The following is a 16,614-nucleotide window of genomic DNA, read 5'->3' on the forward strand; positions in this document are numbered from 1 at the left end:
GCCCCCACCGCAACCCTTCAAGATCTTGGTACGGGAGAGCCGGGCGCGCTCCCACCGCAGCCGCTCCCAGCCGCCCCGGAGGGGTAAAGTTACTGGTGAGTACCTGTGTCGAGCGTCGCCCTTCGGACGGGTGGACGTGACGCCGAGTGCCACGACGGGGCAGGATGGCGCTAGAGACCTATCCCACACACAACCGAGGGAACGCCTGTGGCTACGGAACGCAAGCGCCCGGTGATCACGGCCGGCCTGCCGAGCCAGCTTCCGGACATCGACCCTGAAGAGACCAGCGAATGGGTCGAGTCGCTCGACGGTGTCATCGACGAACGTGGCACCAAGCGAGCCCGCTACGTGATGCTCCGTCTGCTGGAGCGCGCCCGCGAGCGCCAGGTCGGGGTGCCGTCGCTGACCACCACCGACTACATCAACTCGATCCCGCCGGAGCGCGAACCCTGGTTCCCCGGTGACGAGCACGTCGAGCGCCGGATCCGGGCGTACGTGCGGTGGAACGCGGCGATGCTGGTGCACCGCGCGCAGCGTCCAGAGATCGGCGTCGGCGGCCACATCTCCACCTTCGCCAGCTCAGCGTCGCTGTACGAGGTGGGCTTCAACCACTTCTTCCGGGGCAAGAACCACCCGGGCGGCGGCGACCACATCTTCTACCAGGGCCACGCGTCCCCCGGCATGTACGCCCGCGCGTTCCTCGAGGGCCGGCTCAGCGAGGACCAGCTCGACGGCTTCCGGCAGGAGCTGTCGCACCCCGCCGGCGGTCTCCCGTCGTACCCGCACCCGAGGCTGATGCCGGACTTCTGGGAGTTCCCCACGGTCTCCATGGGGCTGGGTGGGCTGAACGCCATCTACCAGGCCCGGTTCAACCGGTACCTGCACCACCGGGGCATCAAGGACACCTCCGACCAGCACGTCTGGGCGTTCCTCGGGGACGGCGAGATGGACGAGCCGGAGACCCTCGGCGCGATCGGCGTGGCCGCCCGTGAGGAGCTGGACAACCTCACCTTCGTGATCAACTGCAACCTCCAGCGCCTCGACGGCCCGGTCCGCGGCAACGGCAAGGTGATGCAGGAGCTTGAGGCGTTCTTCCGGGGCGCCGGCTGGAACGTGATCAAGGTGGTCTGGGGCCGGGAGTGGGACCCGCTGCTCGCCGCCGACACCGACGGCGCGCTGGTCAACCTCATGAACACCACGCCCGACGGCGACTACCAGACCTACAAGGCGGAGTCCGGGGCGTACGTGCGGGAGCACTTCTTCGGCCGGGACGCGCGTACCCGCAAGATGGTCGAGGGTCTGACCGACGACGAGATCTGGAACCTCAAGCGGGGCGGGCACGACTACCGCAAGCTCTACGCGGCCTACAAGGCGGCGACGGAGCACACCGGCCAGCCGACGGTGATCCTGGCCAAGACCATCAAGGGCTGGACGCTCGGCTCGCACTTCGAGGGCCGCAACGCCACCCACCAGATGAAGAAGCTGACGCTGGAGGACCTGAAGACCTTCCGCGACCGGCTCTACCTGGACATCCCGGACTCGGCGCTGGAGGAGAACCCGTACCTGCCGCCGTACTACCGGCCGGACGAGAAGTCCGACGAGATGCGGTACCTGCACGAGCGGCGCCAGCAGCTCGGCGGCTACCTGCCGACCCGGCGGACCAGCGCCAAGGCCCTGGCCATCCCGGGCAGCGAGCGCTTCGCCGACGTCAAGCGCGGTTCGGGCAAGCAGAAGGTGGCCACCACGATGGCCTTCGTCCGCCTGCTCAAGGACCTGATGAAGGACAAGCAGTTCGGTAAGCGCTGGGTGCCGATCATCCCGGACGAGGCGCGTACCTTCGGCCTGGACTCGATCTTCCCGACCGCCAAGATCTACTCGCCGCACGGGCAGCGGTACACCTCGGTCGACCGGGAGCTGTTCCTGTCGTACAAGGAGTCGACCGCCGGGCAGATCCTGCACGAGGGGATCAACGAGGCCGGCTCGGTCGCCTCGTTCACCGCGGCCGGCACGTCGTACGCCACCCACGACGAGCCGATGATCCCGATGTACATCTTCTACTCGATGTTCGGGTTCCAGCGCACCGGTGACGGCTTCTGGGCGGCGGCGGACCAGATGGCCCGCGGCTTCGTGCTCGGCGCCACCGCCGGCCGCACCACGCTCAACGGTGAGGGCCTGCAGCACGAGGACGGCCACTCCCTGCTGCTCGCCGCCACGAACCCGGCGGTGGTCGCGTACGATCCGGCGTTCGCGTTCGAGATCGCGCACATCATGGAGCGCGGCCTGCACCGGATGTACGGCACGGAGCAGGAGAACGTCTTCTACTACCTGACCGTCTACAACGAGCCGATCCACCAGCCGGCGGAGCCGGAGGGCGTGGACGTCGAGGGCATCGTCAAGGGCATCCACCGTTACTCCCCCGCGCCCTCGGTGGACGGGAACGCGCCCCGGGCGAACCTGCTGGCCTCCGGCACCGGCATGCAGTGGGCGCTCAAGGCCCAGCAGCTGCTCGCCCAGGACTGGGGGGTGGCCGCCGACGTCTGGTCGGTGACCTCCTGGACCGAGCTGCGCCGGGACGCCATCGAGTGCGAGGAGTACAACCTCCTGCACCCGGGCGCCGAGCAGCGGGTGCCGTACATCCAGCGGAAGCTGGCCGACGCCGAGGGGCCGAAGGTCGCGGTCAGCGACTGGATGCGCGCGGTGCCGGACCTGATCTCCCGCTGGATCCCCGGCGACTGGACCTCCCTGGGCACCGACGGGTTCGGCCTGTCCGACACCCGGCACGCGCTGCGCCGGCACTTCCACGTCGACGCGGAGTCGGTCGCGGTCGCGACGCTGCGGCAGCTCGCGCTGCGCGGGGCGGTACCGGCCCACGTACCGGCCGAGGCGGCCAAGAAGTACGCCATCGACGACGTCAACGCCGCCCCGGTCGGCGAGACCGGCGGCGACAGCTAGCAAACGCACACACCAGGGCCCGGCGCGGTAACCCCCGCGCCGGGCCCTGGTGTAAGGAAGGGCCCCTTCTTAACGCCTCGCGTAGTGAAGGGGCCCCCTCTTAACACACGCCTCGGAGGACCCAGGGCCGAAAGCGGTGGCGGCCCGGGTGCACCTGGTAGGGACACCGGGGCCGCCACCGTCGCGGGTGACGCCAGGACGCGGCCGCTCAGCCGACGGCGGCCAGGTCGGTCAGCCGGGCCAGCGAGTCCTCCAGATCGGCGCCGACCCGACGCAGGCCGAGGCGGAGCAGGGCGGCCTTGACCGGACCGGCCGGCCAGCGTACGACGATGAGCCGTACGACCGTCCCGCCCTCCTCCTCGTCCGGCGTGAGCTGGACATATATCTCGGTGCGCGCCTCCGCTCGGGCACCGGCGCCCTTGGCGCGTTCGCGCCAGCCGATCAGCGTCGGCTCCTGGTAGGCGATCACCTCGGCCTCATGCGCGGCGCCGCGTCCGGCCTGGACCAGCTGCCGCCGACCGAAGCCCTCCCCCGAGAGGACCTCGGCCGCACGGACCCCGGCCAGCCAGGCCGGCAACTGCTCGGCCCGCTGCACCACATCCCAGACCGCTTCCACCGGCGCCGCCACATGCGCGCTGCGTTCCACGAGGATCATTTCCGTCTTCCTCCAGTGAGGACATCCCACAATATCGGCACTGTATGCGCAAAAACGGACGTATATGGACGGGTTCGTAAAAGACACGCCGAAAGGTATTGCCCTTCGGTGCAGATCCGCCTATGGACCGGAGCCCCGGCACGCCCTAAAGTTCCGAGCACATTTCGCGTTTCGCCGGGAGGGCGCATGCCGACCGCACCGATGCCCGAATTCCCCACCGGATTCCGCTGGGGCGTCTCCACGTCCGCCTACCAGATCGAGGGCGCCGCCGGCACCGACGGGCGCGGACCGTCCATCTGGGACACCTTCGCCCACTCCGCCGGCCGGATCGTCGACGACAGCACCGGCGACGTGGCCTGCGACCACTACCACCGGTACGCCGAGGACGTCGCCCTGATGGCCGGACTGGGCGTCACCGCGTACCGGTTCTCGGTGGCCTGGCCCCGGGTGCTGCCGACCGGTGCCGGCGCGGTCAACCCCGTCGGGCTGGACTTCTACGACCGGCTGGTCGACGAACTGCTCGGGCACGGCATCGACCCGATCGCCACGCTCTTCCACTGGGACCTCCCCCAGCCGCTGGAGGACGCCGGCGGCTGGCTGAACCGGGACACCGCGCACCGCTTCGCCGAGTACGCCGACCTGATGGCCGCCCGTCTCGGCGACCGGGTCAAGCTCTGGATCACCCTTAACGAGCCGTTCATCCACATGAGCCTCGGGCACGGCATGGGCGTGCACGCGCCCGGCCGGATGCTGCTCTTCGACGCCTTCCCGGTCGCCCACCACCAACTGCTCGGCCACGGCCTCGCGGTCGCCGCGCTGCGCGTCCGCGGCGCCGGCCCGGTCGCCATCGCCAACAACTACTCGCCGGTGCGGGTGGTCGGCGGCAGCCGGGCCGACGCCACCGCCGCGGCGGCCTACGAGGCGCTGCACAACCGGCTGTTCACCGACCCGCTGTTCGGTCGTGGGTACCCGCCGGAGCTGGGCTTCGACACGGCCGTGCTGCGCGACGGCGACCTCGACGTCATCGCCGCCCCGATCGACGTGCTCGGCGTCAACTACTACAACCCGACCGGCGTACGCGCGCCCGAGGAGGGCTCGCCGCTCCCGTTCGACCTGGTGCCGCTCACCGGCTACCCGCGTACCGCCTTCGACTGGCCGGTGGTCCCGGACGGGCTGCGCGAGCTGCTCGGCTGGCTGCACCGCCGCTACGACGCGGACCTGCCGCCGATCCAGATCACCGAGAGCGGCTGCGCCTACGACGACGCGCCCGACGCCGACGGCCGGGTGCACGACCCGGACCGGATCGCCTACCTGGGCGGCCATCTCCGGGCGGTCCGCGCGGCGATCGACGACGGGGTCGACGTGACCGGCTACTTCGTCTGGTCGCTGCTGGACAACTGGGAGTGGGCCGAGGGCTTCACCAAGCGCTTCGGCCTAGTGCACGTGGACTACCGCACCCAGCGGCGCACGCCGAAGTCGTCGTACGCCTGGTTGCGCGAGGTGATCGCGGCGGCCCGGCGGGATCCGGTCCGGTGACCACCGTCGGCCCGACCCCGACGTCGCTGCCGGCGGCGCTCGCCGAGCCGATCGTGCCGGTCCGGCGGGGGTGGATCGCGCTGTTGTTCGCCGCGAACCTCGGCGTCTGGATGGCGTTCTTCACCCCGATCCAGGTGCTGCTGCCACAGCAGATCGGGCAGATCGCACCGGCGAGCAAGGAAGCGATGCTGGCGGTGGTCACCGGGCTGGGCGCGCTGGCCGCGGTGATCGCCAACCCGCTCGCCGGGGCGTTGTCGGACCGGACCTGCCTGCGGCTGGGCGGGCGGGAGTTCGGCCGACGGCACGCCTGGACGCTCGGTGGCGCGGTACTCGGCGCGCTGGCCCTGGTGCTGCTCGCCGAGGCGCGCACGATGGTCGGGGTGGCGGTCGGCTGGGTCGCCGCGCAGGTCTGCTTCAACGCGATGCTGGCCAGCCTGACCGCCGCCGTACCGGACCGGGTCCCGGTCGCGCAGCGCGGTGGCGTCTCCGGCTGGATCGGCATCCCTCAGGCGCTGGGGCTGGTGCTCGGCGTGGTGCTGGTCACCGCCGTGGTCACCGGCAACGCCGCCGGGTACCTGGCGATCGCCGCGGCCGCGCTGCTGCTCGCGCTGCCGTTCGCCCTGCGTACGACGGACGACCCGCTGCCCCGCACGCACCGGCCGGCGCTGCGCGGCCTGCTCTCGGAAATGTGGGTGTCGCCGCGCCAGCACCCCGACTTCGGCTGGGCCTGGATCACCCGGTTCCTGGTCCAGCTCGGTAACGCCTTCGGCACCCTCTACCTGCTCTACTTCCTCACCGACGAGGTGCGGATGGCCGATCCCGAGGGCGGGCTGCTGGTGCTGATCCTGCTCTACACCGCCGGCCTGATGGCCACCACGGTGGTCGCCGGCCGGCTGTCCGACCGCTCCGGCAAGCGGAAGGTCTTCGTGATCGCCGCCGGGGTGGTGATAGCGGTGGCGGCCCTGCTGCTGGCCGTCGCGCCGACCTGGCCGATGGCGCTGGCCGCCGCGCTGCTGCTCGGTGCCGGCTACGGGGTGTACCTGTCGGTGGACGCCGCCCTGATCACCCAGGTACTGCCGAGGGCCACCGACCGGGCCAAGGACCTCGGCGTGATCAACATTGCCAACTCCGCACCCCAGGTGCTCGGCCCGGCCATCTCCGCCCCGATCGTGGTGTACCTGGGCGGCTACCCGGCGCTCTACGCGACCACCGCCGCGGTGACCCTGCTCGGCAGCGTCCTGGTGCTGAAGATCCGCTCGGTCCCGTGACCGCCCGCAGTGTTAAAAGGGGGCCCCGGTACGACACCAGGCGATAACAAGGGGCCCCTCCTTGCATCCCGGCGGGCGGCCGTAGGCTTGGGGTCGTGACGGTACGTGTGCGCTTCGCCCCTTCCCCGACCGGTATGTTCCACGTCGGCGGTGCCCGCTCGGCGCTGCAGAACTGGATCTACGCCAAGCAGCAGGGCGGGGTGTTCGTGCTGCGCATCGAGGACACCGACGCCGCGCGCAACAAGCCGGAGTGGACCGAGGGCATCCTGTCGGCGCTGGACTGGATCGGCATCGAGCGGGGCAGCTACGAGGGCCCCTACTTCCAGTCCTCGTACGCCGACGAGCACCGGGCCGCCGCGCGGCGGCTGTCCGAGTCGGGCCGGGCGTACTACTGCGACTGCACCCGGGAGGCGGTGCAGGCCCGCACCGGCAACCAGTACACCGGCTACGACGGGTACTGCCGTGACCGGGGGTTGCCGGCCGGCGAGGGCCGGGCGCTGCGTTTCCGCACACCGGACGAGGGCGCGACGGTGGTCGTCGACCTGATCCGCGGCGAGCCGACCTTCGAGAACAAGCTCATCGAGGACTTCGTCATCGCCCGCGGCGACGGCTCGCCGGTCTTCCTGCTGGCCAACGTGGTGGACGACATGACCATGGGGATCACCCACGTGATCCGGGCCGAGGAGCACCTGCCCAACACCCCCAAGCAGCAGTTGCTCTGGGACGCCCTCGGGGTGAAGCCGCCGATCTGGGCGCACGTGCCGGTGGTGGTGAACGAGAAGCGGCAGAAGCTGTCCAAGCGCCGCGACAAGGTCGCCCTGGAGGCGTACCGGGACGAGGGCTACCTCGCCGCCGCGATGCGCAACTACCTGATGCTGCTCGGCTGGGCCCCCTCCGGCGACCGGGAAATCGTGCCCTGGTCGGTGATCGAGGACGAGTTCCGGCTGGCGGAGGTCAACCCGTCACCGGCGTTCTTCGACGAGAAGAAGCTGCGCGCGTTCAACGGGGAGTACATCCGGGCGCTGCCGGTCGAGGAGTTCGTCGAGGTCTGCCAGCCGTGGCTGACCGGCACCGGCACCATCGCGCCGCCGCCGTGGCAGCCGGAGGAGTTCGACCCGGCGGCGTTCGCCGCGGTCGCGCCGCTGGCCCAGACCCGGATCGCGGTGCTCAGCGAGATCGTGCCGAACGTCGACTTCCTCTTCGTCGCCTCGCCGCTGATCGACGAGGCGGCCTGGGCCAAGGCGATGAAGGAGGGCTCGGCGGAACTGCTGGACGACGCCATCGCCGCCTTCGAGAACGTCGAATCCTGGGACGCGGAGACGCTCAAGGCCACCCTGGAGACGGTCGGTGCGGCGCGCGGCCTCAAGCTCGGCAAGGCACAGGCCCCGGTACGGGTCGCGGTCACCGGCCGTACCGTCGGGTTGCCGCTGTTCGAGTCGCTGGAGGTGCTCGGCCCCGAGCGCACCCTGACCCGACTGCGCGCCGCCCGGGTTCGCCTCTTCTGACCGGCGCTCAGCGTCGGGCGGCGCGCCTGCGGAGCAGTCGAGCGATTGCCAGGACGGCGAGCAGGACCACGGCCGCGATGCCCGCCCACCACCAGCCCGGACCGGTTGACTCGGCCCTGGGCATGGGTGTTGCCTGCTTCGGTGCGGGGCTCTTCGTCGGGGTGGGCTCGGCTGCTGCCGTGGCCGCGGCGTTGGCCTCCGGGGTCGCGGTCGGCTCCGGGGTCGCGGTCGGCTCCGGGGTCGTGGTCGGGTCGGCGGGCGTACCGGTGGTCAGGGTGAACCGGATCATGCCGGTGATCGGGTGACCGTCGCCGGAGACCAGTTCGTATCCGACGGTGTACAGGCCCGCCCCGCCGGGGGTGAACGGCACGCTCACCCGGTTGCCCGAGAAGCGCGGCTCGCCGCCGACCGCCGCGACGTCGTCCGGCCCGGTAATTGTGATCTTCGTCGTAGCCGGGTCGGTCCTGGCCAGAAAGCGCAGCTCGATGCGCTCCGGTGCGTTGGCCACCCGGGCGCCGTCACGCGGATCGCTGCCGGTCAACGCGTTGTGCGCGGCTGCCGGCGCCGCCGGCAGCAGCAGCGAAACGCCGAACGCCACGCCGAGAACAACTGCCCAGGCCCGCGCCATACGCGGTATCCTGCCCCCCATCACGGCCTCCGCAAAGGTAAGATCCGCCCGCTGGTCCACGGCTGCTCGTTAGTCGAGTCGCGATCGCAGATAGTTCCAAATAGTGTTCCACCAGCTGCAACCGATCGACGTTCCGCGGAGTCTTTGAGGTGGGTACCCGTCCTGTGGGCACGGTCACCGCCGTCAACCTTCCAACGCGTGACCCCTGCAGCACAGCCACCCATCGAACGGGGCGAGGAGGCGGCATGGTCCGACGGATGAGGCGACTGGCTGGGGTGGCGGTTGGCGGACTCGCGGCACTGCTGTTGTCGTTCACCCTCGCCGAGCCGGTCAAGGCTGCGCCGAAGGCGCCACCGGCCGGGGTGGACATCACCGGGGACGGGATGACCGAGCCGTTGCGGCTTCGCGCGGAGTCCCACCCCCAGCACGTCGTAGCGGTCATCGAGCAGGTCACCCTCCGGGCCCTGGTCCGCCAGTCGGGCAAGCCGAAGGCGGCCGACCTCGGTCCGAAGTACACGGTCGTGGTGCTGGCCGGCGACGTTCCAAAGCAGACGTACGACCTCTACCCGCAGGCGGTGGGCGGGCCGCGGGTCTTCCGCCCGGCCAAGCAGCCGGACTCGCGCAAGACCACCGCGGCCTGGTTCCTCGGCCGGGTCAGCATGTCCGAGACGCTGCGCACCGCCGGTGTGCCGCTGGAGCGGACGTACGAGTCGGTCAGCGGCGGGGTCGGCGGTGGCGAACGAATCATCCCGGAGGACTCGCTCAACCCCGCCGAGGACATCAACGAGGCGTTCGGCGAACTGCGGCGCCTGCTCCTGCTGAACGTCGCGGTGATGCTGGTGATCACCCTCGGGCTCGCCGGGATCGCGCTGCTGATCCGCCGCCGGACCCGCTGACCGACAGCTCAGGCCACTCGCGCCCCGGTCCCGACCACGACACCGGGGCGCGACGCGGTCAACCCCGCCGACGCAGCCAGCACCAGCGACACGGCCAGCACGAGCGACGTGGTCAGCACCAGCGACGTGGGGGGCGTTCCCGCCGAGCGTTGCGGTGCGCCGGGCGGACCGGGCCGTGCCGGTGCGCGCCGGCCCAGCCGGGCAGGTCGCTGCGGCAGCCGGCGGCGGCGGGCGGCGGCGGGTCCGACGGTGGCGGCTCGACGGCCCGCTGGCGGGGCACGGCGGGCTCGGCGCCACGGGGCCGAGCGGGCATGCTCTCCTCCTCGGGACGCTCGGGCGTCCACCCGGCGGCCGGTTCGACCGGATGGGTCAGGCCGGTGGGCCGGCGGTGGTGCTTGGCGGCCGGCTGCTCGTGCGGGCCCGGGCGGCACGGCTCCCCCTGGGCGCAACCGTGGTCGGCCTCCCCGTGCGCCATCGGCCTCTCCTCACGCTCTCGCCCTCACCCGCCGGTGCCCACCCGGACGTGCAATGTCACCGTACTGGCCGGCCCCGACGGGCCGTGCAGCGCATACCCAGGTCGGGGCTCGGCGTCCCGGTGCGGCCCCCCGCGACGCCTGCCGTGGAGGTCCAGGTCAGGGCATGTCAGGCTAGGCGGGTGAGTGAGTCGGGCGGGACGGACCTGTCGGCCACGCTGCGCCGAATCGAGCGCGCGGCCGGGGCGCTGGCCACGGTCAGCGTGGCCCGGATGGACGAGACCCTGCCCTGGTTCCGGGAGCTGCCCGCCGACCAGCGGTCGTGGGTGATGCTCGTGGCCCAGGCCGGCGCCCGCTCCCTGGTCCAGTGGTTACGCTCCGGCGGCGGGACCGGGGAGGGCACCCAGGAGGTCTCCGACGAGGTGTTCGCCACGGCGCCGCAGGCGCTGGCCCGCTCGATCAGCCTCCAGCAGACCGTCGCGCTGATCAAGGTCACCATCGACGTGGTCGAGGAGCAGGTCGGCCACCTCGCCGCCCCCGGCGAGGAGCCGCAGCTGCGCGAGGCGGTGCTGCGGTTCAGCCGGGAGATCGCCTTCGCCGCCGCCCGGGTGTACGCCCGGGCCGCCGAGTCGCGCGGCTCCTGGGACGCCCGCCTGCAGGCCCTGCTGGTGGACGCACTGCTGCGCGGCGACTCCCCGGACGTGCTGGCCAGCAGGGCCGCCGCGCTCGGCTGGACGGACGCGCCGCCGGTGGCGGTGGCGGTCGGCCGGTCGCCCGGCGGCGAGGTCTCCGCCGTGCTGCACACCGTCTACCGTCAGGCCCGGCGGATCGGGGTCGAGGTGATCGGCGGCGTGCACGGCGACCGCCTGGTGATCGTGCTCGGCGGGGCGGCGGAGCCGGTCTCGGCCACGGCGAAGCTGCTAACCGCCTTCGGGGAGGGGCCGGTGGTGGTCGGCCCGGCGGTGCCGAGCCTGGACGAGGCCACCGAGTCGGCCCGGGCCGCCCTGGCCGGCTACCGGGCGGCACCGGCCTGGCCGGCCGCGCCCCGACCGGTCCACGCCGGCGACCTGCTGCCCGAGCGGGCCCTCGCCGGCGACGCCGAGGCCCGCCGGCGGCTGCGCCACGACGTGTACGCGACGTTGGTCCGCGCCGGCGGCGAGCTGCTGGAGACGCTGGACGCCTTCTTCGCCGCCGGCGGTACGCTGGAGAGCGCCGCGCGGGCGCTGTACGTGCACCCGAACACCGTGCGCTACCGGTTGCGGCGGATCTCCGAGGTCACCGGTTTCAGCCCGCTGACCGCCCGGGACGCCTTCGCCCTGCGGGTCGCGCTGACCGTGGGCCGGCTGGATCCGGTGGTGCCGGCCCAGACATTGACCCCACCCGTCGGCAAAAGATCACAGCCCGGCGATGATCAGCGCCAATCTTTGTAGGATCTCTCCAAAGGTACTAGTGCGGTTTGGTGGCAGCCGGCACAGCGCAACCCATGGGTATCCGGGAGAGTCATAGACGTGCTCGCCGTACTCTGCCCCGGCCAGGGTTCTCAGAAACCCGGCTTCCTGACGCCCTGGCTCGACCTGACCGGCGCCGAGGCCCGGTTGCGCTGGTGGTCCGCGCTGGCCGGCGTCGACCTGGTGCACCTGGGCACCGCCGCCGACGCCGACGAGATCCGGGACACCGCCCGTACCCAGCCGCTGCTGGTCGCCGCGGCGCTGCTCGCCGCCGAGCACCTGCCGATGTACGACGTCGCACTGACTGCGGGGCACAGCGTCGGTGAGCTCGGCGCGGCGGCGCTGGCCGGCGTGCTGCCGGCCGAGGCTGCGATCACCCTGGCCGGCGTACGCGGCCGGGAGATGGCCGCCGCCTGCGCGCTGGAGCCGACCAGCATGGCCGCCGTGCTCGGTGGCGACCCGGACGAGGTGGTCGCCGCGATCACCGGGCACGGGCTGTACCCCGCCAACCGCAACGGCAGCGGTCAGATCGTCGCCGCCGGCGCGGTCGCCGGGCTGGAGAAGCTCGCCGCCGAGCCACCGACCCGGGCCCGGGTCATCCGGCTCCAGGTGGCCGGGGCGTTCCACACCCCGTACATGGCCCCGGCGGAGGCGGCGCTGGCCACCGTCGCGGCCGGGATCACCCCGAGCGACCCGACCCGGATCCTGCTGTCCAACCTCGACGGCGCGGCGGTCAACCACGGCCGGGAGATCCTCCAGCGGCTGGTCCGCCAGGTCACCGCCCCGGTCCGCTGGGACCTCTGCATGGCCACCCTCGCCGACCTCGGCGTGACCGGCGTGATCGAGCTGCCGCCCGCCGGCACGCTCGCCGGGCTGGTCAAGCGCGAGCTCAAGGGTGCCGGCGCACCGGAGATCGTCACCCTGAACACCCCGGACGACCTGCCCGCCGCGCGCGACCTGATCGCCCGGCACGGCATGCCGCCCAGCCACGAGCCGGCCATCGCGTTCCGCGTCGTGGTGGCCCCCTCGGCCGGCACCTTCGTGCCCGCCGAGCAGCTCGCCGAGGGCGACACGGTCCGCGCCGGCCAGATCATCGGCCACGTCGCCACCCGGCAGGGCCCGGCCGATGTGACCGCCCACGACAGCGGCGTGCTCACCGAGTGGCTCGCCCACCACGACGACCCGGTCGCCCCGGGCCAACCGCTCGCCCGCATCGGAGGCCACGCATGACCGGCAGCAGGATTCTCTCGCTGGGGCACTACCAGCCGTCCCGGGTGGTGACCAACGACGAGATCGCCCAGCTGGTGGAGACCAGTGACGAGTGGATCCGCGACCGGGTCGGCATCGTCTCCCGGCGGATCGCCGGTGACGAGACGGTCGCCGACATGGCCGCCGCCGCCGCCGACAAGGCGCTGGCCAACTCCGGCCTGACCGCCGCCGACATCGACCTGGTCGTGGTCGCCACCTGCACCTCGGTCGACCGCAGCCCGAACGTGGCCTGCCGGGTCGCGGCCAAGCTGGGCATCAACGCGCCCGGGGCGTTCGACGTCAACACCGCCTGCTCCGGCTTCGCGTACGGCCTGGGCATCGTGGACCACGCGATCCGGGCCGGTGCCACCCGCAACGCGATCGTGATCGGTGCCGAGAAGCTGTCCGACTTCACCGACTGGACCGACCGCTCCACCTGCATCATCTTCGCCGACGGCGCGGGCGCCGCCGTGGTCACCGCCGCCGCCGAGGACGAGCCGGCCGGCGTGGGCCCGGTGGTCTGGGGCTCGGTGCCCGAGCGCGGCGACGCGGTACGCATCGAGGGCTGGCGCCCGTACGTCGCGCAGGAGGGCCAGACGGTGTTCCGCTGGGCCACCACGGCGCTGGCGCCGCTGGCGTTGCAGGCGTGCGAGCGGGCCGGGGTCGACCCGTCCGAGCTGGCCGCGTTCGTCCCGCACCAGGCCAACTCCCGGATCATCGACGGGATCGCCAAGCGGCTGAACATCCCGCAGGCGATCATCGCCAAGGACATCGTCGAGTCCGGCAACACCTCTGCGGCCAGCATCCCGCTGGCCCTGTCCAAGCTGGTCGAGCGCCGTGAGGTGCCCTCGGGCGCACCGGTGCTGCTGTTCGGCTTCGGCGGCGGCCTGACCTACGCCGGTCAGGTCGTCCGCTGCCCCTGATACCCCCGGCGCGCCAGCGCCGAGGAGCGACCGGCGGCGTCGCCGCCGTCGAGAGAAACCCGATGAGAGGAACCCACCGTAATGACCCGTGACGAGATCACCGCCGGCCTCGCCGAGATCCTCGAAGAGGTTGCCGGGGTGAACCCGGACGACGTGGCCGAGGGGAAGTCCTTCACCGACGACCTGGACGTCGACTCGCTCTCCATGGTGGAGGTCGTGGTGGCGGCCGAGGAGAAGTTCGGCGTCAAGATCCCGGACAACGAGGTGCAGAACCTCAAGACGGTCGGGGACGCCGTCAGCTACATCGAGGCGCAGTCCTGATCATGAGTCGCTCCGACGTCGTCGTCACCGGGCTCGGCGCGACCACCCCGCTGGGCGGGGACGTCGCGTCGACCTGGGACGCCATGCTCGCCGGCCGCTCCGGGGTGAGTGCGCTCACCCAGGAGTGGGCCGCGCAGCTGCCGGTCCGGATCGCCGGCCAGCTCGCGGTCGATCCGGCCACTCTGCTGGACCGGGTCAAGCTGCGCCGGCTGGACCGTTCCGAGGCGATCGCGCTGATCGCCGCCCATCAGGCCTGGGCGGACGCCGGCCTGGCCGACTCCGGGCTGGACCCGGAGCGGCTGGGGGTCAGCGTCGGCTCCGGCATCGGTGGCGCGGTGACCCTGCTCGCCCAGGACGACATCCTGGAGGCGTCCGGCCCGCGCCGGGTGTCCCCGCACACCGTGCCCATGCTGATGCCCAACGGCCCGGCCGCCTGGGTGGGCCTGGAACTCGGTGCGCAGGCCGGCGTGCACTCGGTGGCCAGCGCCTGCGCCACCGGCGCGGAGGCGATCGCGCTGGGCCTGGACATGATCCGGGCCGGCCGCGCCGACGTGGTGGTGGCCGGCGGCACCGAGGCGGTGATCCACCCGCTGCCGATCGCCGGCTTCGCCTCGATGCGGGCCATGTCGACCCGCAACGACGACCCGGAGCGGGCGTCCCGGCCGTGGGACAAGGGCCGCGACGGGTTCGTCCTCGGCGAGGGCGCCGGCATCGTGGTGCTGGAGCGGGCCGAGCACGCCGCCGCCCGGGGCGCCCGGGTGTACGCGCGGCTGGCCGGGGCCGGCATCACCTCCGACGGCTTCGACATCGTCCAGCCGCACCCGGAGGGAGCCGGCGCGGTCCGGGCCATCGCCAAGGCGATCGCCGACGCGGGCGTGGCCAAGGCCGACATCACCCACGTCAACGCGCACGCCACGTCGACCCCGGTGGGCGACCTGGCCGAGATCAAGGCGCTGCACCGCGCCCTGGGTGACCACCCGGTGCTGACCGCCACCAAGTCGATGTCCGGGCACCTGCTCGGCGCGGCCGGCGCGCTGGAGTCGATCGCGACGATCCTGGCCATCCGCGACAGTGTGGTGCCGCCGACGATCAACCTGGACGACCCGGACGACGGCCTCGACCTGGAGGTCGTCGCCCACAAGCCGCGCCACATGGACGTCCCTGCCGCGCTGAACAACTCGTTTGGCTTCGGGGGCCACAACGTGGCTCTCGTCTTCACGCGGGCCTGAGCGCACCGCCTTTGGAGGCGCACGTGAGCACGACCGTTGCCGGGGCCGGGACGGCCGCCGTCGACCACCGGGACCCAGAGGTCCGGCTCCGGGCGCTCTTCGACGCCGGGTCGCTGCGCCTGCTGGCCCCCCGGGACACCTCGGGTGTGCTCTGGGCGCGCGGCGAGATCGAGGGCACGCCCGCCATCGCGTACGCCACCGACGCGACGAGGATGGGCGGGGCGATGGGCACCGACGGGTGCCGGCACATCGTCGACGCGATCGACACCGCGGTACGGGAGCGGGTACCGGTGCTCGGCCTCTGGCACTCCGGCGGCGCCCGGCTGGCCGAGGGCGTGGTCGCGCTCGACGCCGTCGGGCAGGTGTTCGCCGCCATGGTCCGGGCCTCCGGCCGGGTACCGCAGATCTCTGTGGTGCTCGGTCCGGCGGCCGGTGGCGCGGCGTACGGTCCGGCGCTGACCGACATCGTGGTGATGAGCGGCGCGGGCCGGATCTTCGTGACCGGTCCCGAGGTGGTCCGCAGCGTCACCGGCGAACAGGTCGACATGGAGCGCCTCGGCGGCCCCGAGCCGCACGGCCGGCGCTCCGGCGTGGTGCACGTGACATGCTCCGACGACGAGCAGGCGATCACCGAGTCGCGCAAACTCGCCGCGCTGCTCGGCCACCAGGGCCGGCTGTCCCCCGACGACGTGCCCGCCACCGGCGAGGGCGGGCACGACCTGGCCGCGAGGATGCCGGCCGAGGCCAACCGGGCGTACGACGTCAGACCGGTGGTCAAGGCGCTGCTCGACGCACCGGGCGTGGAGCTGCACGCCAAGTGGGCGCCGAACGTCGTCACCACGCTGGGCCGGTTCGCCGGCCGCACGGTCGGCGTGATCGCCAACAACCCGCTGCGCCTCGGTGGCTGCCTCGACGCGTCCAGCGCCGAGAAGGCGGCCCGGTTCGTGCGGATGTGCGACTCGCTCGGCGTACCGCTGATCGTGCTCGTCGACGTGCCGGGTTACCTGCCGGGGCTGGGCCAGGAGTGGGACGGCGTGGTGCGCCGCGGGGCCAAGCTGCTGCACGCCTTCGCCGAGGCGGTGGTGCCGCGGGTGACCCTGGTGACCCGCAAGGCGTACGGCGGGGCGTACATCGCGATGAACTCCCGCTCGCTCGGCGCGACCGCCGTGTTCGCCTGGCCGAACGCGGAGGTCGCGGTGATGGGGGCCAGCGCGGCGGTGAACATCCTGCACCGCAAGAAGCTGGCCGCGGCACCGGCCGAGGAGCGGGAGGCGCTGCGCGCCCAGCTGATCGAGGAGCAGACCCGGGTCGCCGGCGGCGTCAACCGGGCGCTGGAGATCGGCGTGGTGGACGACGTGATCACGCCGGAGCAGACCCGTCGGCGGATCGCCGAGGCCCTGGCAGCCGCGCCGGCCGCCCGCGGCGCGCACGGCAACATCCCGCTGTAGCAGATCGACGTACCGGCCCCCGGCCGACGCCTCCGGGTGTCGGCCGGGGGCCTCGTCGTGCTCCGGGTTGACCCTCCAGCGGCT

14 protein-coding genes are annotated in these 16,614 nt (G+C 72.5%); 11 read left to right on the plus strand and 3 right to left on the minus strand.

What is annotated here, in order from left to right; genetic code table 11:
- Nucleotides 1-207: 207 nt before the first annotated feature.
- Nucleotides 208-2,952, plus strand: coding sequence for a pyruvate dehydrogenase (acetyl-transferring), homodimeric type (gene aceE, locus AB0M52_RS00675; RefSeq protein WP_363946903.1), 2,745 nt, complete (start codon nucleotides 208-210; stop codon nucleotides 2,950-2,952).
- Nucleotides 2,953-3,160: 208 nt separating this feature from the next.
- Here the strand turns inward: aceE and AB0M52_RS00680 are convergent, their stop codons facing one another.
- Nucleotides 3,161-3,607, minus strand: a complete 447-nt coding sequence (locus AB0M52_RS00680; protein WP_111214946.1) for an SRPBCC family protein — start codon at nucleotides 3,605-3,607, stop codon at nucleotides 3,161-3,163.
- 186 nt (nucleotides 3,608-3,793) lie between these two features.
- Between AB0M52_RS00680 and AB0M52_RS00685 the strand changes: the two genes are divergently transcribed.
- The 3 genes from AB0M52_RS00685 to gltX all read left to right on the plus strand — a co-directional run bounded on the left by AB0M52_RS00685 (nucleotide 3,794) and on the right by gltX (nucleotide 7,916).
- Nucleotides 3,794-5,143 (plus strand): GH1 family beta-glucosidase, encoded by a 1,350-nt coding sequence (locus tag AB0M52_RS00685; RefSeq protein ID WP_363946907.1) that lies wholly within the window; start codon nucleotides 3,794-3,796, stop codon nucleotides 5,141-5,143.
- Nucleotides 5,140-6,411, plus strand: a complete 1,272-nt coding sequence (locus AB0M52_RS00690; RefSeq protein ID WP_363946909.1) for an MFS transporter — start codon at nucleotides 5,140-5,142, stop codon at nucleotides 6,409-6,411. The genes AB0M52_RS00685 and AB0M52_RS00690 overlap by 4 nt, the downstream gene beginning before the upstream one ends.
- A gap of 95 nt (nucleotides 6,412-6,506) precedes the next feature.
- Nucleotides 6,507-7,916: a glutamate--tRNA ligase gene (gene gltX, locus AB0M52_RS00695; RefSeq protein WP_363946911.1), complete on the plus strand. Its 1,410-nt coding sequence runs from the start codon at nucleotides 6,507-6,509 to the stop codon at nucleotides 7,914-7,916.
- A 7-nt stretch (nucleotides 7,917-7,923) separates the two neighbouring features.
- Here gltX and AB0M52_RS00700 read toward each other — a convergent pair whose 3' ends face one another.
- Nucleotides 7,924-8,544: a copper resistance CopC family protein gene (locus AB0M52_RS00700; RefSeq protein WP_363946914.1), complete on the minus strand. Its 621-nt coding sequence runs from the start codon at nucleotides 8,542-8,544 to the stop codon at nucleotides 7,924-7,926.
- Nucleotides 8,545-8,789: 245 nt separating this feature from the next.
- Between AB0M52_RS00700 and AB0M52_RS00705 the strand changes: the two genes are divergently transcribed.
- On the plus strand, nucleotides 8,790-9,440 hold the full coding sequence (locus AB0M52_RS00705) for a hypothetical protein (RefSeq protein WP_363946917.1): 651 nt from the start codon (nucleotides 8,790-8,792) through the stop codon (nucleotides 9,438-9,440).
- Between the two features lie 112 nt (nucleotides 9,441-9,552).
- On the opposite strand, the gene AB0M52_RS00710 is transcribed toward AB0M52_RS00705, so the two are convergent.
- On the minus strand, nucleotides 9,553-9,915 hold the full coding sequence (locus AB0M52_RS00710; protein ID WP_363946920.1) for a hypothetical protein: 363 nt from the start codon (nucleotides 9,913-9,915) through the stop codon (nucleotides 9,553-9,555).
- Nucleotides 9,916-10,008: 93 nt separating this feature from the next.
- On the opposite strand from AB0M52_RS00710, the gene AB0M52_RS00715 reads away from it, so the two are divergent.
- The 6 genes from AB0M52_RS00715 to AB0M52_RS00740 all read left to right on the plus strand — a co-directional run bounded on the left by AB0M52_RS00715 (nucleotide 10,009) and on the right by AB0M52_RS00740 (nucleotide 16,530).
- Nucleotides 10,009-11,343: a helix-turn-helix domain-containing protein gene (locus AB0M52_RS00715; RefSeq protein WP_363946974.1), complete on the plus strand. Its 1,335-nt coding sequence runs from the start codon at nucleotides 10,009-10,011 to the stop codon at nucleotides 11,341-11,343.
- A 78-nt stretch (nucleotides 11,344-11,421) separates the two neighbouring features.
- Nucleotides 11,422-12,591 (plus strand): acyltransferase domain-containing protein, encoded by a 1,170-nt coding sequence (locus AB0M52_RS00720; RefSeq protein ID WP_363946923.1) that lies wholly within the window; start codon nucleotides 11,422-11,424, stop codon nucleotides 12,589-12,591.
- Nucleotides 12,588-13,532, plus strand: a complete 945-nt coding sequence (locus AB0M52_RS00725; RefSeq protein ID WP_363946925.1) for a beta-ketoacyl-ACP synthase III — start codon at nucleotides 12,588-12,590, stop codon at nucleotides 13,530-13,532. Before AB0M52_RS00720 ends, AB0M52_RS00725 begins: the two co-directional genes overlap by 4 nt.
- 81 nt (nucleotides 13,533-13,613) lie before the next feature.
- Nucleotides 13,614-13,853, plus strand: a complete 240-nt coding sequence (locus tag AB0M52_RS00730) for an acyl carrier protein (protein WP_007072348.1) — start codon at nucleotides 13,614-13,616, stop codon at nucleotides 13,851-13,853.
- Nucleotides 13,854-13,855: 2 nt separating this feature from the next.
- Nucleotides 13,856-15,082, plus strand: coding sequence for a beta-ketoacyl-ACP synthase II (gene fabF / locus AB0M52_RS00735; RefSeq protein WP_363946927.1), 1,227 nt, complete (start codon nucleotides 13,856-13,858; stop codon nucleotides 15,080-15,082).
- 23 nt (nucleotides 15,083-15,105) lie between these two features.
- Nucleotides 15,106-16,530 (plus strand): carboxyl transferase domain-containing protein, encoded by a 1,425-nt coding sequence (locus tag AB0M52_RS00740; RefSeq protein WP_363946930.1) that lies wholly within the window; start codon nucleotides 15,106-15,108, stop codon nucleotides 16,528-16,530.
- The last annotated feature ends 84 nt before the right edge of the window (nucleotides 16,531-16,614 follow it).

The organism is Micromonospora sp. NPDC051296 (assembly GCF_040682255.1).
GTDB lineage: Bacteria > Actinomycetota > Actinomycetes > Mycobacteriales > Micromonosporaceae > Micromonospora > Micromonospora craterilacus.

Coding starts and splice junctions, on each gene's coding strand:
- AB0M52_RS00685 (WP_363946907.1), top strand. CDS start 3,794: ATGCCGACCGCACCGATGCCCGAATTCCCCACCGGATTCCGCTGGGGC.
- AB0M52_RS00730 (WP_007072348.1), top strand. CDS start 13,614: ATGACCCGTGACGAGATCACCGCCGGCCTCGCCGAGATCCTCGAAGAG.
- AB0M52_RS00680 (WP_111214946.1), bottom strand. CDS start 3,607: ATGATCCTCGTGGAACGCAGCGCGCATGTGGCGGCGCCGGTGGAAGCG.
- AB0M52_RS00725 (WP_363946925.1), top strand. CDS start 12,588: ATGACCGGCAGCAGGATTCTCTCGCTGGGGCACTACCAGCCGTCCCGG.
- fabF (WP_363946927.1), top strand. CDS start 13,856: ATGAGTCGCTCCGACGTCGTCGTCACCGGGCTCGGCGCGACCACCCCG.
- AB0M52_RS00700 (WP_363946914.1), bottom strand. CDS start 8,544: ATGGCGCGGGCCTGGGCAGTTGTTCTCGGCGTGGCGTTCGGCGTTTCG.
- AB0M52_RS00705 (WP_363946917.1), top strand. CDS start 8,790: ATGGTCCGACGGATGAGGCGACTGGCTGGGGTGGCGGTTGGCGGACTC.
- AB0M52_RS00710 (WP_363946920.1), bottom strand. CDS start 9,915: ATGGCGCACGGGGAGGCCGACCACGGTTGCGCCCAGGGGGAGCCGTGC.